The sequence below is a fragment of the Kitasatospora sp. NPDC004723 genome (genome assembly GCF_040609255.1).
In the GTDB taxonomy this organism is placed as follows: domain Bacteria; phylum Actinomycetota; class Actinomycetes; order Streptomycetales; family Streptomycetaceae; genus Kitasatospora.
The window spans coordinates 82,652-103,465 of sequence record NZ_JBEXJT010000007.1 but is presented as its reverse complement, the minus strand read 5'-3'; the positions used below and the strand labels follow the sequence as shown (position 1 = coordinate 103,465).

15 protein-coding genes and 1 pseudogene are annotated in these 20,814 nt (G+C 74.8%); 7 read left to right on the top strand and 9 right to left on the bottom strand.

Annotated features, from left to right (window positions below; genetic code table 11):
• The first annotated feature begins 18 nt into the window (after positions 1 to 18).
• On the top strand, positions 19 to 753 hold the full coding sequence (locus tag ABZW10_RS11355) for an MBL fold metallo-hydrolase (RefSeq protein ID WP_355362803.1): 735 nt from the start codon (positions 19 to 21) through the stop codon (positions 751 to 753).
• 51 nt (positions 754 to 804) lie between these two features.
• Here the strand turns inward: ABZW10_RS11355 and ABZW10_RS11350 are convergent, their stop codons facing one another.
• Entirely contained in the window at positions 805 to 2,139 is a 1,335-nt protein-coding gene (locus ABZW10_RS11350; RefSeq protein ID WP_355362801.1) for a cytochrome P450, read from the bottom strand.
• A 358-nt stretch (positions 2,140 to 2,497) separates the two neighbouring features.
• On the opposite strand from ABZW10_RS11350, the gene ABZW10_RS11345 reads away from it, so the two are divergent.
• Positions 2,498 to 3,373: a hypothetical protein gene (locus ABZW10_RS11345; protein WP_355362799.1), complete on the top strand. Its 876-nt coding sequence runs from the start codon at positions 2,498 to 2,500 to the stop codon at positions 3,371 to 3,373.
• Between the two features lie 404 nt (positions 3,374 to 3,777).
• Here the strand turns inward: ABZW10_RS11345 and ABZW10_RS11340 are convergent, their stop codons facing one another.
• Positions 3,778 to 4,089 (bottom strand): zf-HC2 domain-containing protein, encoded by a 312-nt coding sequence (locus ABZW10_RS11340; RefSeq protein ID WP_355362797.1) that lies wholly within the window; start codon positions 4,087 to 4,089, stop codon positions 3,778 to 3,780.
• Between the two features lie 55 nt (positions 4,090 to 4,144).
• On the opposite strand from ABZW10_RS11340, the gene ABZW10_RS11335 reads away from it, so the two are divergent.
• The 4 genes from ABZW10_RS11335 to ABZW10_RS11320 all read left to right on the top strand — a co-directional run bounded on the left by ABZW10_RS11335 (position 4,145) and on the right by ABZW10_RS11320 (position 9,098).
• The gene (locus tag ABZW10_RS11335; RefSeq protein WP_355362796.1) at positions 4,145 to 4,732 is read left to right on the top strand and encodes a sigma-70 family RNA polymerase sigma factor; all 588 of its coding nucleotides are present in this window, start codon (positions 4,145 to 4,147) and stop codon (positions 4,730 to 4,732) included.
• A 309-nt stretch (positions 4,733 to 5,041) separates the two neighbouring features.
• Positions 5,042 to 6,526 carry an MFS transporter gene (locus tag ABZW10_RS11330; RefSeq protein ID WP_355362794.1) on the top strand — a complete coding sequence of 495 codons (1,485 nt, stop codon included), beginning with the start codon at positions 5,042 to 5,044 and terminating at the stop codon, positions 6,524 to 6,526.
• Positions 6,527 to 6,581: 55 nt separating this feature from the next.
• Complete coding sequence (locus tag ABZW10_RS11325) at positions 6,582 to 7,943, top strand: cytochrome P450 (RefSeq protein WP_355362792.1); 1,362 nt, start codon at positions 6,582 to 6,584, stop codon at positions 7,941 to 7,943.
• Between the two features lie 132 nt (positions 7,944 to 8,075).
• Complete coding sequence (locus ABZW10_RS11320; RefSeq protein WP_355362790.1) at positions 8,076 to 9,098, top strand: isocyanide synthase family protein; 1,023 nt, start codon at positions 8,076 to 8,078, stop codon at positions 9,096 to 9,098.
• A gap of 221 nt (positions 9,099 to 9,319) precedes the next feature.
• Here ABZW10_RS11320 and ABZW10_RS11315 read toward each other — a convergent pair.
• From ABZW10_RS11315 to ABZW10_RS11305, 3 genes and pseudogenes are all read right to left on the bottom strand, one after another.
• Positions 9,320 to 10,087 (bottom strand): annotated as a pseudogene (locus ABZW10_RS11315) (ABC transporter ATP-binding protein); the annotation flags it as partial.
• Positions 10,084 to 11,232 carry an iron ABC transporter permease gene (locus ABZW10_RS11310; RefSeq protein WP_355362788.1) on the bottom strand — a complete coding sequence of 383 codons (1,149 nt, stop codon included), beginning with the start codon at positions 11,230 to 11,232 and terminating at the stop codon, positions 10,084 to 10,086. The pseudogene ABZW10_RS11315 and the gene ABZW10_RS11310, both read right to left, overlap by 4 nt.
• 3 nt (positions 11,233 to 11,235) lie before the next feature.
• Positions 11,236 to 12,327, bottom strand: a complete 1,092-nt coding sequence (locus tag ABZW10_RS11305) for an ABC transporter substrate-binding protein (protein WP_355362786.1) — start codon at positions 12,325 to 12,327, stop codon at positions 11,236 to 11,238.
• A 222-nt stretch (positions 12,328 to 12,549) separates the two neighbouring features.
• Between ABZW10_RS11305 and ABZW10_RS11300 the strand changes: the two genes are divergently transcribed.
• Positions 12,550 to 13,359: a helical backbone metal receptor gene (locus tag ABZW10_RS11300; protein ID WP_355362995.1), complete on the top strand. Its 810-nt coding sequence runs from the start codon at positions 12,550 to 12,552 to the stop codon at positions 13,357 to 13,359.
• A gap of 39 nt (positions 13,360 to 13,398) precedes the next feature.
• Here the strand turns inward: ABZW10_RS11300 and ABZW10_RS11295 are convergent, their stop codons facing one another.
• The 4 genes from ABZW10_RS11295 to ABZW10_RS11280 form a co-directional block, all read right to left on the bottom strand.
• Positions 13,399 to 14,424, bottom strand: a complete 1,026-nt coding sequence (locus ABZW10_RS11295; RefSeq protein ID WP_355362784.1) for an LD-carboxypeptidase — start codon at positions 14,422 to 14,424, stop codon at positions 13,399 to 13,401.
• Between the two features lie 175 nt (positions 14,425 to 14,599).
• On the bottom strand, positions 14,600 to 17,200 hold the full coding sequence (locus ABZW10_RS11290; protein WP_355362782.1) for a hypothetical protein: 2,601 nt from the start codon (positions 17,198 to 17,200) through the stop codon (positions 14,600 to 14,602).
• A gap of 317 nt (positions 17,201 to 17,517) precedes the next feature.
• Complete coding sequence (locus ABZW10_RS11285) at positions 17,518 to 18,972, bottom strand: lipase maturation factor family protein (protein ID WP_355362993.1); 1,455 nt, start codon at positions 18,970 to 18,972, stop codon at positions 17,518 to 17,520.
• Between the two features lie 377 nt (positions 18,973 to 19,349).
• Complete coding sequence (locus ABZW10_RS11280) at positions 19,350 to 20,417, bottom strand: GAF domain-containing protein (RefSeq protein WP_355362780.1); 1,068 nt, start codon at positions 20,415 to 20,417, stop codon at positions 19,350 to 19,352.
• Positions 20,418 to 20,814: the final 397 nt, after the last annotated feature.

Here is a 20,814-nt window from a genome sequence, read left to right as displayed (position 1 = left end):
CCCCTCAGGAGGACCCGCGTGGCCAGGCTCCCCTCCGATCGAACGCCGTCGATCCGGCGGCTCGACCTCGGCTACTTCGTCCGCCCGGCCGAGGAGGCGGGCGGTCCGGAGCCCCGGGTGGAGCCGGTGCTGGCGTACCTGGTGCGCAGGCCGGAGGGGCTGCTGCTGTTCGACACCGGCCTCGGCGAGGGCGATCCGGAGGCGGACGCGCGCTACCGCCCGGTGCGGCGGCCGCTGACGGCGGCACTGGCGGCGGCGGGTGTGGCAGCGGGCGAGGTGGACGTGGTCGTCAACTGCCATCTGCACTTCGACCACTGCGGCGGCAATCCGCTGCTGGCCGGCGTGCCGGTGTGGACGCAGGCGGCGGAGCTGGCGGCGGCCCGGGCGGGCGGGTACACGATCGACGCGCTGGTGGACTTCCCGGGCGTCCGCCACCGGGAGCTGGACGGCGAGGCGGAGGTGTGGCCGAGCGTGCGGGTGGTGCCGACGCCCGGTCACACCCCCGGCCACCAGTCACTGGTGGTCACCGGGCCGGACGGCTGCACCGTGCTGGCCGGGCAGGCGTTCGACACGGCGTCCGGCTACGGCTCGGCGCTGCTGGCGCGGCGGGCGGCCGGGGAGGGGGTGGTCGGCGCGCCGCTGCCCGGGTATCCGGCCTGGCTGGACCGGCTGACGGCGTCCGGCCCGCGCCGGGTGCTGTTCGCGCACGACCACTCGGCCTGGGAGCCGGCGGAACCGACCGAGCCGGAGTGAAGCGAAGTGGACCGGGGCGGAGCGGGGTGGACCGGGGCTCGCTCGGGACGTTCAGAAGGTGAAGCAGAGCGCGCGGATCCGGTGGTCGAAGCTGGACGGGACGAACTCCGGCTCGCCGACCGAGCGCACCTCGGGGAGCCGGGTGAACAGCTCCCGGTAGAGCACCTTCATCTCCTGCCGGGCGAGGTGCGCGCCGAGGCAGTAGTGCGGCCCGCCGCCGCCGAAGCCGAGGTGGGGGTTGGGAGCGCGGGTGATGTCGAAGGCCTCGGGGTCGCTGAAGACGGTCTCGTCGCGGTTGGCGGAGCCGTAGTAGAGCACCACCTTCTCGCCCGCCCGCAGCAGCGGACCGTCGGGGCCGCCGAGCCGGTGGTCGACGGCCAGAGTGCGGCGGAACTGGATGATCGGCGTGGCGTGTCGGACGATCTCGTCCACCGCGCCGCCGAGGTGCCCGTCGAGGTCGCCGAGGAGCAGGGCGCGCTGCTCGGGGTGGACGGTGAGCAGGTGCAGGCCGTGCGCGAGGGCGTTGCGGGTGGTCTCGACACCGGCGACGAGCAGCAGGGAGAAGAAGGCGCCGAGTTCGCGGCCGGTGAGGCGGCGGCCGTCGACGTCGGCGGTGACCAGGGCGGAGATCAGGTCGTCGGTGGGCCGGCGGCGGCGTTCGCGGCCGAGGTCGGCGACCATGCCCTGCATCCGGGCCAGGGCCCGCAGCCCGCGTCCCGGCATCCGGATCCGCTGGCGCAGCGGGCGGTCGACGCCGGTGTGCTCGGAGGCGTGGTCGACCTGGTCGAGGATGGCGCGGCGGGGCTCCTCCGGGATGCCCATCATGTTGCAGATCACCCGGAAGGGGAGTTCGGCGGCCACGGCGTTGACGAAGTCCGCGGGGCGCTCGCGTTCGACCCGGTCGACCAGCTCGGCGGCGACCAGCCGGATGTCGTCCTCGACGCGCGAGATCAGGCGCGGGGTGAAGGCCCGGGAGACGATGCGGCGCAGCTGGGCGTGCCGGGGGTCGTCCAGGTTCACCATCGAGTCGCCGAACAGGAGGCGGACCCAGCGGGCCGGTTCGGGGGTGGTGACGCCGGGTCCGCTGAGGAAGACGGCGGGGTTGCGGCTGGCCTCGACGACGTCGGCGTGCCGGACGAGGGCGTGGAAGCCCGGGGCGGCACCGAAGCGGGCCGGGGCGGGCAGGCGGCGCAGCTCGGCGAAGGCGGCGGCGCGGGCGCGGTCGGGCAGCCGCCAGAACGCCGGGTCGGCGAGATCGGGGAGGTCTGGAAGGTCGGGGAGGTCGACGGGGGTGGGCGGAGCGGCGGGGCCGGGCAGGGTGACGGGGGCGGCCGGGACCGCCGGTGCGGCGGGACCGGTGTCGGTCTCGGGTGCGGTGGTGTCCATGCCGGGTCTCCTGTCGCCGTCGGTGGTCGCCCTCGATGCCCGTGTGTGCGACGTCACATTCGTGGCGTCACATTCAGTACGTATCAGCACGGACCTGTCAAACCGATATGACGGCATGAAGAGCATCTTCCGGGACCAGTCCGGCACACGCCGTCACGCCGGCCGCTCGCGCACCGCCGGGATCCGGCCACCGCAGCGTCACCGCCCCCACCAGCGCCCCCACCGGCCCCCGACAGTGCGGGTGCCCGAACGGCTTGCCCCGACGGGCCGGGCCCGAGGCGGCCGGACATGCCCGGACGGGGGCGGAACCGGCCAATACCGGAGGGCGCGGTACAGGTCGACGGAGGCGGGTGCGACGATGAGTGTCATCGTGATGACCGACCGGATCCGCTCGCTGCGCGCCGTGGTCTTCGCCGCGCTCTGCGTGGCGCTGGCCGCCACGGCGCACGTCGCCATGGCCGGTTCCGGGGTCTCGCTCCCGGTCCTGACGGGCGCGTTCGGTCTGACCCTCGGCCTCACCTGGCTGCTGGCCGGCCGACGGCGTGGGCTCGCGGTGATCAGCTGCTGGATGGTGGCCGCGCAGACGGCGCTGCACCTGACGTTCGAACAGGCGGGCTCGCTGTTCGGGGGAGGCGGGTTCGCCGGCGCGCAGCCGACGGACTGGGCCTCGCTGCTGCTGTGCAATCCGGACACGACGCCGACCGGGCTGTCCTCGGACGACCTGGCGCTGATGGCCGGGCTGGATCCGGACGTCCCGCCGTCCGGCGCCGTGGCCGTCGCCCACACGCACGGCGCGGCGGCCACGGACCTCGCGTCCTCCACCGCCGGTGTGCCGCTGCCGGGCTCCGGGTCCGGTTCCGGGGCCGCGGCCGTGTCCGGGATGACCGGCCACGGGATGGGCGGCATGGGCGGCATGGGCGGCCACGACATGGCCGCGCACGGCATGTCGCCCGGCATGGTCACCGCCCACGTGCTCGCCGCGCTGGCCTGCGCGCTGTTGCTCTGGCGCGGCGAGACCGCGCTGGTGCGGCTGTTCGACCTGCTCGGCGCGCTGGGCTCGGTGCTGGCGGGGGCGCTGCTGGCGCCGCTGCTCGTCCTGTTCACCCGCCCGGCCGGCTACCGGCCGCCGGACTCGCCCAGACCCGACGGCCACCGGGCCCGGCGGGCGCGGTCGGTGCTGCTCTCGCACGCCCTGGTCCGCCGCGGACCTCCCTCAACCGCGTTCGCCCGCTGACGCGCCCGCCGCCGTTCCCGGACACCGCCGGTGTCCGCCGCGCGGTGGGCAGGTCGCCCCGCGCCGCAGCCGCGCCGCCGGGTACCGCCGCCCGTCCCCGGACGACCGCCGACCGACCGCGCGCCACTGCCGCAGTCCCTCCCCCGGGGCGGCCGTGGTCCGGCGTGGACGGCCGGTCCGCCGGGGTCCGGGAAGCTGCCGGTACCGACGGAGGCCGCTGCCGCCGGGGCTCCGGGCCCGCGTGCGCCGACCCTCCCCGCCGCTCCGCCGGTCGGGGCCGAGGCCGCGCGGCCGCCCACCGACGCCGACGGTGCCGCCCGCAACGGCACCGCACCCCGTCCTCCCCTCAGGATCCCTTCATGCCTGACTTCGACGGCGCACCGGCCCTGCCCGGCGCCACCGTCCTACCGCGTCCGTCCGCCGTCCCCCTGCCCGGGGCGGCCCTCTCCGGTTCCACCGTCATCGACCCCTCCGGGGCCGCCGGCCACGCCCGGGTCCTGCGCGCCGAGGCGCGCGAGGAGCTTCGCCGTCCAGTCCGCGGACGGCCCGTCGGCCGGGTCCGCGAGCCGCGGCCCGCGCAGTCGCTCCGCCCGCTCCAGCCACTCCCGGCAGGCCGCGCACCGCGCGACGTGCTTGTCCAGCCGGCGGTCCGGCACACCGGCCGGTTCGCCGTCGAGGCGGGCGGACAGAGCGGTACGGAGTTGCGCGCATCTCATATGACCATCGTCCCGTACCTCCTCCCAGGTGGGACCGACCGGGTGGGGGGCCGTCGTGGATGACGAGCAGCTGACCGCGCTCGCGCTGGCCGCCCGCGAGGGCCGGTCCGCCGACGTCGAGGCCTTCGTCCGGGCCACCCAGCGGGACGTGTGGCGCTTCGTCGCCCACCTCACCGATGTGCAGTCCGCCGACGACCTCGCCCAGGAGACGTTCCTGCGGGCCCTGCGCAGCCTGCCCGGGTTCGCCGGCCGCTCCTCCGCCCGCACCTGGCTGCTGTCCATCGCCCGGCGCACCGTCATCGACCGCTACCGCACCGCCGCCGCCCGGCCGCGCTGCGCCGCGCTGCCGGACTGGCAGGAGGCCGCCGAGCGGCAGGGCATCGCGCCCACCGCGGGCTTCGAGGACGGCGTGGCGCTCGGCGACCTGCTGGACCGGGTGCCCGCCCAGCGGCGCGAGGCCTTCGTGCTCACCCAGGTCGTCGGCCTGAGTTACGCCGAGGCCGCCGAGGTGGCCGGCTGCCCGGTCGGCACCGTCCGCTCCCGGGTGGCCCGGGCGCGGGAGGAGCTGATAGCCCGGCTGCGGGCGGCCGAGGCCGGGGAGCCGACCCCGGCCCCGCCGGCCGAACTGGCGGCCGTCGGCTGAGGCGGCGCCGGTCCGGCTGACAACTGACGACTGACAGATAACAGCTGACAGATTTCAATGTCTGTCAGCTGTTATCTGTCATCTGACATCCGTCAACTGTCAGTCGTCCGCCGTCCGCCGGCCCGCCCGCCGGGCTCCCCGGAGTCCCCTCCGGACAGGCGGGCAACATCGGCCACGGTCGCCATGATCCGGCCAAGCCGCAAAAATCCCCCACCTGTTCGGAACTCGGGCCCGGATACCTCCGACTGATGTACCGGACGCCGCCGCCGAGGTGGTGTCCGGACAGCACGGGGGAACGGAGGATGACCCATGGCAACGCAGCAGTCGCCCGCCACCAGCGCACCGGGTGACGGCCCGGCCGGGGCGGCGGTGGACCGGTGGAGCCTGGTCTTCGCCGCAGGCCTGATCTCCTTCGTCGCGATGCTCGACATGAACGTCGTCAACCTCGCGCTGACGGACATCGCGAACGCCCTCGACGTCTCCCCCACCACCGCCCAGTGGGCCGTGCTCGGCTACCAGCTCCCCCTGGTCGCCCTGCTGCTGCCCGCCGGGCGGTGGCTGGACCAGGTCGGCCTGCGCGCCGCCCTCCTGCTGTCCGTGGGCTGCTTCGCGCTCTGCAGCGCGCTGGCCGCCGCCGCCCCCTGGGCGAGCTGGCTGATCGCCGCCCGCCTCGCCCAAGGCGCCTTCGGCGCCGTGCTGTTCGTCCTCATGCCGGTCCTCGCCGCCACCGCCGTCCGCCCGGAGCTGCGCGGACGGGCGATGAGCGTGCCCGCCACCCTGGGCCCGCTCGGCGCCGTGCTCGGCCCGGTGATCGGCGGCCTGCTGCTGGACCACGTCGGCTGGCGGGCGATCTTCCTGGTCAAGCTGCCGATCTGCCTGGCCGCCTGGCTGATCGCCCGCCGCGACGCCCCGCGCGGCGGCGGACGGCTGCGGCTGCCCGACCGCGGCTCGCTCGGCGACGCCGCGCTGATCGGCTCGGCGATCGCCGCCGTACTGCTCGGCCTCACCCTCGCCCCCGACGCCCCGCTCTGGCTGCTGCTCGCCCTGCCCGCCGTCCCACTGGTGCTGTTCTGGCTGCGCCGCCCCGGCGGGCGCCCGGTCGCCACCGTGATGCGCGCCTCCGGCACCGCCGCCGTGAACGGCTCGGTGCTGGCGCTCGCCGCCGGCTTCGCCGCCAACCACTTCCTGCTCGCCCAGTACCTGCGCCGGGAGGACGGCGAGAGCGCCACCGCCACCGCGCTCACCATGCTGGCGTTCCCGCTCGGCATGGTGGTGGCCGGCCGCTTCGGCGGGCGGCTCGCGGACCGCTGGGGCGCCCGCCCGACGGCGCTGACCGGCGCCGCCGTGACCGCCCTCGGCCTACTGCTGCTCGTCCCGGTGGACACGGACTGGTCCTCCCCCGACATCGCCTGGCGCCTCGCCGTGGCCGGCGTCGGCATGGGCCTCAACGGCGGCCCGGTCCAGGCCCTGGTGATGACCTCGGCCCCGCCGGACCAGCTCGCCACCGCCGGCTCGGCCGTCCAACTCTCCCGCAGCCTCGGCTTCGCGCTCGGCCCCGCGCTGGGCACCGCCGCCACCCTGTACGGCGCCACCGAGATCGCCGGCGTGCGGGCCGGCCTCACCCTCGCCGGACTCGCCGCCGCCATCGCCGTGGCCCTGCTGACCCTGCACCACCGCACCGCCGACAAGCCCACCAAGACCACCGACCACACCGAGACCACCGACGGCACCACGAGCAGCACGAGCACCACGAGCACCACCGAGAACGACCGGACGATCGGCAGCCGGACCTGACGCGCCGTCAAGGCCGGCCTGCACACCACAGATCCACACCGGAGGAACATTCGCAATGACCGACACCGTCCACGACCCGACCGCGGCGGGCGAGGCGCCCGACGGGCCCCGCTGCCCGTTCGGATACGACGAACTCCCCGACCCCGTACCGCTGTTCGGCCCGGAGTACAAGAGCGACCCCTATCCCCTCTACCGGCAGATGCGGGCCGCCGGCCCGGTCCACCGGGTGACCTTCCCCAGCGGCGTCGGCGCCTGGCTGGTCACCGGCTACAAGGCCGCGCACGAGGCGCTCAACGACCCCCGGCTCGGCAAGAACCACGAGCTCGGCAACGAGGACTGGCGCCGGCTGGCCTCGATCATGCCCGAACCGCAGCACTCGCAGCTCCAGGTGCACCTGCTGCACCAGGACCCGCCGAAGCACACCACGATGCGCAAGCTCGTCCTGGACGCCTTCTCACCGCGCCGGGTGGAGGCGCTGCGCCCACGCATCCAGGAGCTCGCCGACACTCTGATCGACCGGCTTCCGCCGACCGCGCCGGCCGGCGGAACCGACCTGGTGGACGGCTTCGCGGCCCACTACCCCTTCCGGGTGCTGGCCGAAGTGATCGGCCTTCCGCAGGAGTTGGCGGTCAAGTTCGACCGCGACTGGGGCAAGGTGGTGCAACCGGTCGGCCCGCAGGACCCGGGCCGACCGGCGTACGAGGGCCGGCTGCGCGGCCTGCAGACCTACATCGCCGACGTGGTCGCGCACAAGCGCGCCACCTACGACCCCGCCGGGCCCGACGTGGACCTGCTCGGCCGGCTCGTCACCGCGTGCGACACCGGCGAGTTGAGCCCCGAGGAGCTCGACTCGATGGTGTTCCAGCTGCTGGTCGCCGGCCAGGAGCCGGTCACCAACCAGATCACCACCATGCTGATCACCCTGCTGCGCCACCCGGAGCAGCTCGACCGACTGCGCAGCAGCCTCGACCCCGCCACGGCCGGCGAGGAAGCGGGCCTGCTCCCCCGGGCGATCGAGGAACTGCTGCGCTACGACGGCGCGTTCGAGCTCACCACCTGGCGCTTCTTCGCCGAGGACAGCGACCTGCACGGCACCACCGTCCCGGCCGGCGACTCGGTGATCGTCTCGCTCGGCGCCGCCAACCGCGACGAAGCACAGTTCACGGACACCGACGTCCTGAACTTCGACCGCTCCCCCAACGCCCACCTCGCCTTCGGCCACGGCATCCACTTCTGCCCCGGCGCCGCCCTGGCCCGGGCCGAGTTGCAGATCGCCATCGCCACCCTGCTCACCCGGCTGCCCGGGCTGCGCCCGTCCGTGGCCGACGACGAGCGCATCGACGCGCTCGCCTGGGTGCCCGCGGTGCTGGCCCGTGGCGTCAACCGGCTCCCGGTCGCCTACGACCGGCGGATCTGAGCACCGCGGATCCGAGCACCCGCGAAGGGGCACCCACGCATCTCCCTGCATCCACCACAGCGTCCCGGCGTACGCCGCCGGGGCGTGGCTCCGCCTGCCCGAAGCCCGTTCACCGTTCCATGGAGGACCACCATGCCGCGCGCCGGCACCGTCGCCACTGACTCCAGCAACTCCCAGGCCGACAGCAACGAGAGCAACGTGACCACCGTGCAGACCACCACCGGGTACACCGTCCCCGACCAGCAGACCGTGGCCCGGCTGTCCGCCGAGATCCTCGACCTGCTGCTCCCGCACCGCCGCGCCTCCGATCCCGAGGTCGCTGCCACGCCCGCCGAATTCCCGCTCCAGATGGAGCAGCTGGCCGACTTCATCACGGCCGGGGACCCGATCCTGTTCACCCTCCCCGGGTTCCCCTGCAAGTCCCCCAACCTCGCCAAGGTGCTCGGCCACCTGCCCGACGAGGGCGAGCGGCTCTCGCTCACCTTCCTCAACGGCCTCGCCCAGGAGATCGGCAAGCTCTACGAGCCCGGCGCCAAGATCCTGATCTGCTCCGACGGCCACATCTTCGGCGACCTCATCCACGTGCCCGACGACCACATCGACCAGTACTCCGACGAGTTGTCGGCGCTGATCGAGCGCGAGGGCCTGTCCCACCTCGACACCTTCGACCTGCGGGCCGTCCTCGGCGACCTGCCCTTCGACGAGAAGCGCGCCCGGGTGCACGCCCAGTACGCGCCCACCAAGGAGGAGCTGCGCGAGCAGGTGCTGACCGACGAGGAGACCGCCAAGCTCTATCGTGGCATCACCCGCTTCCTCACCGAGGACACCTTCGGCTGGACCGGCACCAAGTCCGCCCTGCAGAAGGACTGCCGTCAGCGCGCCTACGGCGTCATCCAGCGCAGCCGCGCCTGGGGCGACCTCATCGCCGAGCAGCACCCCCGCTCGTTCCGGCTCTCCATCCACCCGCAGAAGGTCGGCGTGCTGAAGTTCGGCATCCGGCTGCTGGAGCACGCGGACATGTGGATGACGCCGTGGCACTCCTCGGTGCTGCACCGCCAGGACGGCGGATGGGAGCTGCTGCGCAGCGAGCAGGCCGCCGGGGTCGGCCGCCTGGTCGAGCGCAACGGCCGCCCCAGCCACTACGAGACCTCCTGACGTTCCACGGAGGCCGGGGCGGCGGTGACCGGGAGTCCGGAGGACCCCCGGACGGCGCCCGCCCCGGACAGCGGCGCACCCTCCCCCGGGACGTCCACGGCCGATCCGTCCACCCCCGGCAGCTCCACGCCGGGTACGTCCACGGCCGGCACGTCACGTCCCGGGGCCGCCGCTGAACCCCGAGCGCCCGGTCCCGGCAGCCCCGGGACCGGTGCGCCGGCCGGCGTGCGGTGGTCGAACGCGATCAACGGGTCACCCGTGAGCGGGTGTTCGACCACCGCCGCTCGGACGCCGAACACCTCGGCGAGCAGTTCCGGGGTCAGCACCTCGCGCGGCTCGCCCGAGGCGACCAGGGTGCCGCGGTGCAGCACGTGCAGCCGGTCGCACACCGAGGCGGCCGCGTTGAGGTCGTGCAGCGCGACCAGCGTGGTGCGGCGCTGTTCGCGCAGCAGCGCGAGCAGCTCCACCTGGTGCCGGACGTCCAGGTGGTTGGTCGGCTCGTCCAGCACCAGGACGTCCGGCTGCTGGGCCAACGCCCTGGCCAGCAGCACGCGTTGGCGCTCGCCGCCGGAGAGCTGGGCGAACCGGCGGTCCGGCGCGTGCGCCATGCCGACCCGCTCCAGCGCCTCGCCGACCAGCCGGTGGTCCTCGGCGTCGTCCTTGGCGAAGGCCCGCTTGTACGGGGTTCGGCCCATCGCGACCACCTCGCGGACGGTCAACTCGAAGTCCCCGCCGCGCTCCTGGGGCAGCGCCCCGATGTGCCGGGCGGACTGCGCCGGGCTCAGCTCGGACAGCTCCCGCCCGGCCAGCAGCACCCGCCCCGCGCTCGGCCGCAGATGCCGGTACACGGTGCGCAGCAGGCTGGACTTGCCGCTGCCGTTGGGACCGACCAGGCCGGCGATCTCGCCCTCCTTGGCGACCAGGTGGACCCCGGCCACCACCGTCCGCCCGGCGAGGGCGACGCTCACGTCTTCGACGGCGATTCTCAATTCCGCTCCAGTCGTCGGTCCAGCAGGTAGAGCAGGGTGGGCGCGCCGAGCAGGGCGGTCACCACGCCGATCGGCACCTCCTGGCCGTCCAGCGCGGTGCGGGCGAGCAGGTCGACGACCACCAGCAGGACCGCGCCGGTGAGGGCGGACAGCGGCAGCAGCCGGCGGTGGTCCCCGCCGACCAGCATCCGGCACACGTGCGGGACCATCAGCCCGACGAAGCCGATCGCCCCGGAGACGGCGACCAGCACCCCGGTGAGCACGCTGGTGACGGCGAAGATCTCGCGGCGCAGCCGGGCGACGTCGATGCCGAGGCCGGCGGCCGTCTCGTCGCCCATCAGCATGGCGTTCAACCCCCGGGCGCGGCCCTGGAGCAGGACCGTGCCGAGGACCACGGCGGCGGCGGGGACGGCGAGTTGGCCCCAGGTGGCACCGCCCAGGCTGCCCATCAGCCAGAACAGCACGCCCCGGGTCTGCTGCTCGTCGCCGGTCTGCAGCACGAGGTAGCTGGTGAGGCCGGTGAGGAACTGGCCGATGCCGATGCCGGCCAGCACCAGGCGTAAGGGGGAGAACCCTCCGCCGCGCCGGGCCAGCACCCACACCAGCGAGAACGCGGCGAGCGCGCCGAGGAAGGCGGCCACGGAGACGGTGATCCCGGCGATGCCGCCGATGGTCAGCGACAGGCCGAGGCCGCTGCCGAGCACGATCACGCCGACCGCGCCGAGCGAGGCGCCGGAGGAGATGCCGAGCAGGAACGGGTCGGCGAGCGGATTGCGGACCAGGGCCTGGACGGCGGTGCCGACCACGCCCAGCCCGGCCCCGACCACGGCCGCCAGCAGGGCACGTGGCACGCGCAGTTGCCAGATGATGAGGTCCCGGGTGCCGGGCGCCGGGTGCTGCCCGGTGATCCGGCGGCCGACCACCCTCCACACCTCGCCGGGCGGAATGTCCACCGCGCCGAGCGAGACGGCGGCGGTGAGCGCGACGACCAGGGCGGCGGTGAGCACGGCGGCGAGCGGTCCGGCACGCAGCGCCCGCACGCGCTTGCGCCGTAAGGCGGTGCCGACGGCCGCCCCGGTGGCGTCCTCGGCGGACGGCTCCGTGGCGGCCGTGGCGGCCGTGGCGGTGCTGGTGGCCCTGGCCATCGCCTACTGCCCGTTCTTGACGAGCGTCGGGTGGAGCGCCGCCGCGATCTGCCGCACGGTGTCGGCGTTGCGGGTCCCGGCGATGGTGGTGACCTCGGAGCCGATCCGCAGGAGGTGCCCCTCCTGCACGGCCTTCAGTCCCTGGGTGGCCGGGAAGCCCTTGAGGAACGCCTCGGCCTCGTCGAAGGCCTTGCGGTTCTCCTCCTCGCCACCGCGGTTGCGCACCGCGAGCTGGATCCAGTCCGGGTTCTTCGCCACCACGTCCTCCCAGGAGACGGGCCGGAAGTCTGCGTCGCAGTCGGCGAACACGTTGCGCGCGCCGGCCAGGGTGATCACCGCGTTGGCGACCTGCTTGCCGCAGACGGCCATCGGTTGCTTTGTACCGGCGTCGAAGTCGAAGAGGAAGTACCCGGGACGCTGCGCCTCCGGTACGCCGGCGGTGGCGTTCTTGACCTCCGTGATCTGCTTCTCCATCGCCCCGACCAGTTCCTCGGCCCGGGCGGCCGTCCCGGTGACCGCGCCGAGGCGGCGGACGTCCTCCTCGACGGCGGCGAGGTCGGTGCGCGGGCCCTGGGCCGCCTTGGGCCCGGTGGCGCAGGCCGTGGAGAGCAGCAGCACGTGCTGGATGCCGACCGCCTTCAGCTCCTCCTCGCTCGGCCCGGCGCCCGCCGCGCCCATCCCCGGCATCGGCCCGAAGGTGTCCACGTAGAGGTCGGCGCCGGAGCCGAGCAGCTTCTCCTTGGGGATCAGGGTGTCGCCCAGCGCCGGCACCTTGGCGCCCTGTTCGGCGACGGCCGCCGGCAAGCTGCCCTTGCCCGGCGGGAACCCGGTGCCCACGACCCGCGCGCCGGCACCCAGTTGCAGCAGCATCTCCAGCGCGGCCGCGTCGCTGGTGACGATCCGCTGGGGCGCCTGCTTGACGGTGGTCTCCTTGCCTGCGCAGTCGGCCACCTTGACCGGGAACGCCCCGCCGGCCCCCGCCGAGGCGCTGACGCCGCCTCCCGCGGTGTCCCCACCGCCATCACCACCGCTGGTACATGCCGTGGCGAACAGGGCGACGGCGGCCGCGATACCGCAGAAGACGCGAGGGCGCATCAGAAACTCTCCTGGTGAATGGTTGTGCTCGGGTTCGTCCGCTGAACCCGGACCAGTAGTCGGCCGCTGTGCCCGCCCGGTTCCCGTGAGTTTGCCCCTTCGGCCACCGGCCGTTGCCGTTATGGTGACGCGGTGACCTCGCTCTCCGCCACCCCCGGGCCGGGCCCGTCGGCCGACGGGCCGCCCGCCGAACGGCTTCCGGCCGACGACCTCGGGCTGCCCGTGCCGCCGGGGCCGGGGCCGGTGCGGCGGGTGGTGTCGCTGGTGCCCTCGCTCACCGAGGCGGTCGCCGCGAGCGCGCAGGGGCTGCTGGCCGGGGCCACCGACTGGTGCAGCCACCCCGCCGGCTTGGACGTGCCCCGGGTCGGTGGCACCAAGAACCCGGACGTGGCCCGGATCACGGCGCTCGCCCCCGACCTCGTGATCGCCAACGACGAGGAGAACCGCCGCCCCGACCTGGACGCCCTGCGTGCGGCCGGCCTGCCCGTCTGGGTCACCGACATCCGCACCCTGGACCAGGCGTTCCGCTCCCTGGACCGGCTGCTCACCGTCGGCTGCGGCCTGCCCCGCCCGCCCTGGCTGGACGCCGCCGAGGCCGCCTGGGCCGCCCTGGACACCTTCGACCTCGACGCCTCGGACGCCGCCGCCCGGGCCGGCGTCCGCCCGCTGCCGGGACCGGCCCGCCGGGCGGTGGTGCCGATCTGGCGTCGCCCCTGGATGGTGCTCGGCCACGACACCTTCGCCGCGGACCTGCTGCGCCGCCTCGGCCTGCGCCTCCCGCACGCCGAGGACCCGGCCCGGCCCGAGCGCTACCCGGCCGTCCCGCTCCCCGACCTGCTCGCCACCCGCCCCGACCTGGTGGTCCTGCCCGACGAGCCCTACCGGTTCACCGCCGACGACGGCCCGGAGTGCTTCCCGGACATCCCGACGGCCCTGGTGAGCGGCCGCCACCTCACCTGGTACGGCCCGTCCCTGGTCGAGGCCCCGGCGGTCCTGGCCCGGCAGCTCGCCCGGGCTTCGGTGCACGGGTGAGGGATCCGGTCGTGCGGGGCCGGGTGCTCCCGGGCCGCGTCAGCGCGGGGTGACGGCCGGTTCGTCGAGGCCGAGGGTGCGGGCGGTGGCGTCCACGGTGGCGCGCACGCCCAGCGGCAGCGGCAGGTTGGGACCGGCGTGGCCGAGGTCCACCCCGCCGAGCACCGGCAGCGGCCGGTCGCCCAGCACGTCGAGCACGACCTCGCGCAGCGACGGCGCCGGGGCGTCGTCCGCGCAGCCGGCCGCGGTGACCCGGTGCGGCGCACCGACGACCATCCCGGCGATCCGGTCGAACACCCCGGACATCCGGAGCAGGTGCAGGTCCTGCCACACCCCCGACAGCGGCCGGTCCACCTCCTCCCAGAACAGCACCGCTCCGTCGAAGCGCTCGGCGGGCAGCGCGTAGGGCGTCGCCTGGAGCGCGACCAGCCGCCCGAGCAGGCCGCCGAGCAGCGGTCCGGACGCGCGGCCGGGCCGCCAGCACTCCCAGCCGCCCGAGGCGCGGAGTTCCGGGAGCGGGCCGAGCGGCACCGCCGGGTCGGTGAGGACGCGGCGGTAGAGGCCGGCGAGCGTCGTGGCGGCCGGTGCGGCGGTCGGTTCGGCGGTCGGTTCGGCGGCGTGCCAGGAGCCGCCGAGTCCGTATGTCGCCATGTCGCCGTGGACACCGACCAGGCCGGTACGGGCGTGCAGCGTGAGCAGGAGCAGCGAGACGTCGCTGCACCCGAGCACCGGCTTGGGGTCGGCGCGGACGGCGTCGACGTCCAGCCGGTCCAGCCACCCCGCGGCGGCCTGCCCTCCGGTGTGCGCGACGATCGCCCGGACCTCGGGGTCGCGCAGCAGCCGGTTGAACTCCTCGGCCTGCGCGGCGGGCCCGGCCGCCGCCCACCAACGGCGGCGCCCCGGCTCGGTCAGCGGCGTGCGGCGCACGCGGAAGCCCATGGCCGTGAGCGTCGCGACGCCGCGTTCCAGCAGCGGCGCGGCGTCGGCCTCCAGGGGTCCGGCGGGCGCCGCGACGGCGACGAGGTCGCCCGGGCCGAGGGCGCGGGGGCGCAGGAGGTCGGGCATGCGGGGGCTCCACTCTGTTGGCGCCGATCGGCGTTGATCGGTTTGTCCGACCGTCGCCGAGTCTCAACAGCCCACGCCCGTAGGGCAATCGGATTTCGATGGGTGGACACGGCGAAGGCCCCGGGCACGCGGTCGGTGACCGCGTGCCCGGGGCCTTCCCGGTACCCCTCGGGCGTCAGGCGCGCGCGGCGCCGACGGCGGCGCCCAGCGCCTCCTTGATCCGCGGGCCGAGACGGGCGAAGCCGAGCTCCTTCATCGCCGCCCGCAGCAGCTCCTCGTCGCTCCGCTCGACCCCGTCGCCGTCCACCCAGCGCACGATCGCGAGCAGTTCCTCCGCCGAGTACGCGGTCACCGGCCGCCCCGGCGTGAACTCCGGCTTGTCCGGCCGCCCACCGGCCTCGGGGGCGGTGGCGGCCTCGGGGGCCGGCTCCTCGGCAGTCTCGGCGACCGGCTCGGCCTCGGGCTCAGGCGCGACGGCAACCTCGGCAACCGGCGCCGCCTCGGCCTCAGCCTCAGCCTCAGCCTCAGCCGAAGTCTCCACGGCGGGCTCCGCCACAACCTCGGGCGCAGCGTCCTCAGCAGCAGCCTCGGGCTCGACCTCGTCGCCGACCGGAGCCTCCACCGCGGACTCGGCAACCGGCTCAACCTCAACCGGCAGCTCGACAACCGGCTCGGCCGTCTCCTCAGCCGGAGTCTCAGCCACGGGCTCCGCCCCAGCCTCGGCAGCGGCCTCGGGCGCAGCCTCCTCAACGTCGGCCTCGGCCACCTCGTCAGCCGGGGCCTCCACGGCGGACTCGGCCACAACCTCAGCAGCGACCTCGGCAACCGGCTCGGGCACGGTCTTCCCAGCAGCCTCGACCGCGACCTCCGCCGCCGGCTCGACCACCTCGTCAACCACAGCCTCCGCCACAACCCCGGGCGCAGCCTCCTCGGCAACCGGCTCAACCTCAACCGGCAGCTCGACAACCGACTCGGCCGGCTCCTCGACCGGAGTCTCAGCCACGGGCTCCGCCGCAATCTCAGCGGCAGCCTCGGCCTCGATCACCTCGTCAGCCGGAGCCTCCACGGCGGACTCGGCCACAACCTCAGCAGCGACCTCGGCAACCGGCTCCGGCACGGCCTTCCCAGCAGCCTCGACCGCGACCTCCGCCGCCGGCTCGACCACCTCGTCAACCACGGCCTCCGCCACAACCCCGGACGCAGCCTCCTCGGCAACCGGCTCAACCTCAACCGGCACCTCGACAACCGGCTCGGCCGTCTCCTCAGCAGCCTCGGCCTCGGTGACGGTCTCGGTCTCGGCCTCGACCTCGACCTCGACCGGCGCCTCGGCCGGCGAGGCCTCCGCGACGGACTCCGCCTCGGTGTCGTCGACGGCGACGAACGTGGTGATCACGACGGCGGCCGGCTCGGAGGTCTCCTCGGCCTCGACCGCGACCTCGGCCTCTGTCTCGGCGGGGGCGATGGTCTCGGCGTCGGGGGCGGAGGGCTGGGCCGGCGGGGCGGCGGTGATGCCGACCAGGTCGTCGGCGGCCGGGGACGGGGCGGGGAGGGTGACGCTGAGCGGCTGCTCGTCGGTCGTGGCCTCCGGCTCCGCCGCCTCGGGCTCAACCCCGGTCCCGGCCTCGGCGGTCTCGGCCTCGGTCTCGGTCACCGCCTCGGCGGTCTCCTCGACGGCCTCCGCAGCCGCGTCCTCGGCGGCGTCCGCCGCCCGCTCCTGCGTCGCCGGCGCCAGGCCGTCGCGCTGGCCGCCCGCCAGGGCCTGGCGGGCGGTGTAGGCGGCCTCGGCGGCGCGACGGTCGGCGTGGGCGGCGGCGAGTTCGGTGAGGAGGTCGGCGAGGCCGGCGTCCTCCAGGGTGGCGCGCAGGCCGCGGAGGGTGGGGAGTCGGTAGAGGGTGCCCTCGTCGGTGGCGAGGCGGTCGACCAGGTCGACGAGGTCCGGGAAGGACAGCGCGTCGAGGTCCTGGCCGGGCAGCAGGCGGGCGAGTTCGCGCACGCCGCTGTTGACGGCCTCGATGGCCTGCGCCGTGCGGTGGGCGAGCTCGCCGTCGGACGGCGCGCTGGGCAGGGTGCCGACGGGGGCCAGGGCGGCCCAGGCGCGCCGCTCGACCTCGGCGGAGGCGAGCGCCTCGTGGAGGTCCTGCGCGCGGGGGCGGCTGGTGACGGCGAGGGCGGCAGCCTGCTTGCGCAGCGAGCGGGCGCGCAGCCAGGAGAGCTTGACGCCGCGCTCGCGCCGCCAGTTGCGGTCGGCGGTGGCGGCGATCAGGGATTCGAGGTCGGTGTCGTACGCGGCGGGCACGAGGACGGTCGCGGTGCGGCGGACCAACTGGAGCATCTCGACGAGCACCGCGGTCTTGCCGACGGTGTCCGGTGCGTCGAGCTTGACGTCGGCGGCGAGCGTGGTGATGTCCTCCCACACCTGCTGGAGGTCGTGGCCGCGGAGTTCGGCGAGGACGGTGGACGCGGCGCGGGCGTCCTCGGGGGTGGCGACGGTGTCGTGGGCGGCGTACCAGGGGTGGGTGTCGGCGGTGAGCGTGAACGCGCCGAGTTCGGCGTAGCGGCCGAGGTCCTCGCGCAGGTCGGTGTCGGTGCCGGTGTCGGCCGTGGCCGCGACGTCCTTGGTGTCCGCCGTGTCCGTCGTGTCCGCGGGGTTGGCGGTCTCGGCGGTGTCGGCGGTGTCGGCGGTGTCCGTGGCGGCCTTGGTGTCCGTGGTGTCCTTGACGTCTGCGGAGCCGGCTGCGTCGGCCGCGTCGGCGTTGCGGGAGTGAAGCACTGTCATGTGAGGTCCGGTTCTGGGCGGCTGCGGCGGGGGCGTGGACGGGCGGCGAGGGGGCGGCGGTCCGGGTGCGCGGTGGGCCTCGGTGCGAGGGGCCGGGGGGCGCGCGGTCGGGCTGCCGGTCGGAGGCCAAGAATACGGGTGCCCGTTCGAGCCATGCACGCACCCACCGTCCCTCGGGGCGGTGTGGCGTGCCGTACCGCCCGCCCGGGCGCCACTCGGGAGGGCCGGTCGGGTGGTCGTCCACCGGTCGTCCCCCGGTCGTGCGCGGCCCGGTCACCCGGGGGCCGCCGGTGCTCCGCCGCCCGGTCACCGCCCGGTCACCGCGCGGGCGGCGGACGGTGGCCGGCGCGGGCCAGGGTGGCGAGGTCGACCGGCGCGAGGTACTCGTAGAGCGCCGTGCGGTGCCACCACGCTCCGGTTTGCCGCAGTTCGCGCCAATCGGTGAACCGGTAGAGGTGGAGGGTCGCCCGGACGTGGGTCGGCGGACCCTCCGGGAAGGGGTTGTGGCGCAGCAGGCGCAGCGTGTCCGGGTCGTTGACCAGCAGCCGGGCGGCGAACGGCAGGAACCACGGCCGGGCGTAGCCCGGCGAGATCCCGGCGAACCACATCAGCCAGTCGAGCCGCAGGTGGTAGGGGGCGTACTGGCGCGGGGCCCGGCGCACGTCGCCGGGTTTGCCCTTGAAGCCGTACTCCTTCCACACGGTGTGCCGGGTGACCACCGGCTCGTCCGTGCCCTCGACCACGACCTCCTGACGGGTCCGGTTGACGCTGCCGAACGCGCCGTAGGTGTTGACCAGGTGCAGGCCGTTGAACGAGCGGTTCATGACCTGGCGGCGGGAGAGCATGTTGCGGACCGGCCAGTAGCTGAGGACGAGGACGGTGGCGGTGACGGCGAGCGCGAGGGCCTCGAACCAGGGCGGTGTGTCGCCGTAGGCGCGGGGGTGGACGGGCAGGCCGAGGCGGGCCGGGTCGACGGCGGCGAGGGCGAGGGCGATGGTGAGCCAGTTGAGCCAGGCGAAGTTGCCGGAGGCGACCAGCCAGAGCTGGGTGGCGACGACGACGCAGGCGGCGTAGCCGGCGACCGGCTGCGGGAGCAGCAGGCAGACGGGGACGGCGAGTTGGGTGACGTGGTTGGCCGCGGCCTCGACGCGGTGCAGCGGGTCGGGCAGGTGGTGGAAGAACCAGCTGAGCGGCCCGGGCATCGGTTGGGTCTCGTGATGGAAGCGCAGGCAGGTCAGGTCGCGCCAGCAGCTGTCGCCGCGCAGTTTGATCAGTCCGGCACCGAACTCGACCCGGAAGACCAGCCAGCGCAGCAGCCACAGCACGGGGGCGGGCGGGGCGGTGTCGCCGTTGCCGAGGAAGACGGCCAGGAAGCCCGCTTCCAGCAGCAGCGATTCCCATCCGAACGAGTACCACGTCTGCCCCACGTTGACGATCGAGAGGTAGAGGGCCCAGAGCGCCGCCCAGCAGAGCATCGACGTCCACAGCGGCACGGCGTCGCCGAGGCCGCCGACGAGGGCGGCGGAGAGCGCGGCGCCGGTCCAGGCGGCGGCGGCGAAGAAGCGGTCGCTGTAGTGGAGGTGGAAGAGGCCGGGCGCCTGCCGGAACGGGACCCTGGCGGTGAAGCGGGGGACGGGGAGCATGCCGCGGCTGCCGATGAGGGCGCGGAACTGGAGGGCCGCGGCGAGGAAGCCGGTGAGGTAGAGGGCGGCCAGCAGCCGTTGCACGAGGAGCCTGCTGAGCCAGTACTCGGGGGCGGCGAACCACTGCATGCGGCCCATGCCTACCATCGGCGGCGCTCGCGCGGGCGTGCGCGGCGGGGCGGTGGGCGCCTGTTCACCCGGACGGCGTTCACCCGGACGGCGCCGGGAGGGACGGTGCCGATCCGCACGACGGTGCCGATCCGGACGACGGCGCTGATCCGGACGACGGCGCCGGTCGGGACAGCACCGTGGCGGGGGGCCTCTCCTCGGGGGTGAGAGGCGCCCCGCCGTGGTGGCGGACGCGGCGGAACCGGGCGCACGGTCGGGGTGCGGCGGGTGCCCGGGGTCCTTCGGGGCCTGTGGTACCAGGCCTGCACGGCAGGGGGCCGGTGCGGTGGGGAGACGGTGCGGTGGGAACTGGTGCGGTAGGGGGAGACGGCCGGCGCTCAGGCCGGCAGGACGAGCCCGGCCTCGCCGGTGCCGGGGCGGGTGACGGGGGCGCCGTTCTGCTGGAGGCGGTCGACCAGGAGCGCGGCCAGGGTGCCGAGTTCCTCCTCCGTGCGGGACTGCGCGGTGACGTCCATGCCGACCGTGAGCACCCCGGTGACCTGACCGGTGCGCGCGGTGCGCAGCGGGCTGCAGGTGAAGCTGAAGATCTGCTGGCCGCGCTGGGCGTCGGGGCGCAGGGACGGCACGCGTACGTCGTTGAGGACGGTCGCGCGGCCGGTGCGGTAGGCCTCGGAGACCGCCTGCTGGAGGCCGGCGGCGCCGAGCTGGGGGTAGGCCTGGCCGATGGCGCCGTACGCCGCCGGGGCGCCGAAGACCTCGGCGTGCTGGGCGTTGGCGTAGCGGATCTCCTGGCCGGGGCCGTCGGTGAGCATGATCGGGAAGGGCGAGCCGTCGAAGGCCGCGAACATCTCCTGCTGCTGGGCGAGCAGGTTGTCGCGCAGCCGGATCTCGGAGAGCAGGGCCTCGGCGAGGTGCTGGATGTCGCGAAGGCGCTCGCGGCCCCACTGGCGGGGTTCGCGGTCGAGGACGCAGACGGTGCCGATGACGGTGTTGGTGTCGTCGACGAGCGGGGCGCCGAGGTAGGCGCGCACGCCGAGTTCGTCGACGACCGGGTTCCCGGCGAACCGGGGGTAGGCGAGGATGTCGTCCAGCGCGAGGGGGGAGCGCTGGGCGACGACGTGGGGGCAGAAGCCGTGGCTCAGCGGCATCTGCCGGGTCGGCAGGTCGAAGGCGATGCCGCGGTCGGCCCAGGAGGAGCCCTCTCCGGCCGGAATGTCGGGGGAGGTTGGCGGAATGTAGAGCCCCCGGAACATCTGGCGCTCGTCGTTGATGAAGTTGACCATCGCGATGGGGGCGCGGGTGATGCTGGCGGCCAGGTGGGCGAAGCGGTCGAAGGCCTCGTCCGCGGTGGGTTCGTCGAGCCCCAGGCTGCGAAGCCTGCGGGCCCGTTCCGACTCCCCGGCGGCACCCGGGAACTGGCCTTGAGTGCTCATCACATCAGTCATGGCGCACATGTAATCAGACATCCGGCAGCTTCGGCGCTCTCGGCCCGCGCCGTCTCGACTGCTGATGAGGCGTCAAAGCCTGATGTTGGACAAGGAGGCGGCGGGCAGGCCGCCGGCCGGGAACGGGAGGGGAACCGGAAGCGGAACCATCGGATCCGACCCATCCGGCAATCGGGGGAACGACATATCCCCGCCTCACGGGGTTTCAATCCTCCACCGCGCCCGAACGACCTGATCGCGCCAATCCAAGATCCTCCGTAGAGCGCTTCCCAAGCGCATATGACAATGAGCCCTGCCGAAAATCGGCGGTCCCCAAGGGCAGCGAGGGCCACCGCCGGCACTTCCGCACGCGCCCGCTGCAACGGGGCGCCCGGCCGCCACCGTCACATCCCCCACG

What these genes read in the sequence shown, in the direction of transcription:
- ABZW10_RS11350 (WP_355362801.1), bottom strand. Translation starts at nt 2,139, where the DNA reads ATGGACACCACCGCACCCGAGACCGACACCGGTCCCGCCGCACCGGCG.
- ABZW10_RS11345 (WP_355362799.1), top strand. Translation starts at nt 2,498, where the DNA reads ATGAGTGTCATCGTGATGACCGACCGGATCCGCTCGCTGCGCGCCGTG.
- ABZW10_RS11340 (WP_355362797.1), bottom strand. Translation starts at nt 4,089, where the DNA reads ATGAGATGCGCGCAACTCCGTACCGCTCTGTCCGCCCGCCTCGACGGC.
- ABZW10_RS11330 (WP_355362794.1), top strand. Translation starts at nt 5,042, where the DNA reads ATGGCAACGCAGCAGTCGCCCGCCACCAGCGCACCGGGTGACGGCCCG.
- ABZW10_RS11325 (WP_355362792.1), top strand. Translation starts at nt 6,582, where the DNA reads ATGACCGACACCGTCCACGACCCGACCGCGGCGGGCGAGGCGCCCGAC.
- ABZW10_RS11320 (WP_355362790.1), top strand. Translation starts at nt 8,076, where the DNA reads ATGCCGCGCGCCGGCACCGTCGCCACTGACTCCAGCAACTCCCAGGCC.
- ABZW10_RS11310 (WP_355362788.1), bottom strand. Translation starts at nt 11,232, where the DNA reads ATGGCCAGGGCCACCAGCACCGCCACGGCCGCCACGGCCGCCACGGAG.
- ABZW10_RS11305 (WP_355362786.1), bottom strand. Translation starts at nt 12,327, where the DNA reads ATGCGCCCTCGCGTCTTCTGCGGTATCGCGGCCGCCGTCGCCCTGTTC.
- ABZW10_RS11295 (WP_355362784.1), bottom strand. Translation starts at nt 14,424, where the DNA reads ATGCCCGACCTCCTGCGCCCCCGCGCCCTCGGCCCGGGCGACCTCGTC.
- ABZW10_RS11290 (WP_355362782.1), bottom strand. Translation starts at nt 17,200, where the DNA reads ATGACAGTGCTTCACTCCCGCAACGCCGACGCGGCCGACGCAGCCGGC.
- ABZW10_RS11285 (WP_355362993.1), bottom strand. Translation starts at nt 18,972, where the DNA reads ATGCAGTGGTTCGCCGCCCCCGAGTACTGGCTCAGCAGGCTCCTCGTG.
- ABZW10_RS11280 (WP_355362780.1), bottom strand. Translation starts at nt 20,417, where the DNA reads ATGACTGATGTGATGAGCACTCAAGGCCAGTTCCCGGGTGCCGCCGGG.